Raw genomic sequence first — 232 nt, 5'->3', positions numbered from 1 at the left:
CTCTTCCACCGTGTATAGCGGGTTTTCCCAGAGTTCGTTCATCGCACGGACTTCCCACGATAGGAACCGTCGTCGATGTCATGGAACCGACGCGGCTGCGGTTTATCAAACCAGCCATCGAGATAAGCGAAACTGGCAATAATGCAAATCGCGCTCAGGGCCCCGACAGCGACGCCTGAACAGAACACGAATTCCTGCGTTACTTGAAACATATCGCCTCCAGATGTGAGAA

General features: G+C 53.0%; 1 protein-coding gene. It reads right to left on the bottom strand.

Annotated elements, in window-relative coordinates; all coding sequences use genetic code 11:
- Positions 1-38: 38 nt before the first annotated feature.
- Positions 39-232, bottom strand: a 194-nt coding sequence (locus ACZ2V4_RS11940; RefSeq protein ID WP_490514985.1) for a hypothetical protein, incomplete at its 5' end; no start/stop codon positions are given.

The organism is Macrococcus sp. CoH-51_TC_04 (assembly GCF_058188655.1).
This window is presented reverse-complemented; position numbering and strand designations above follow the sequence as displayed.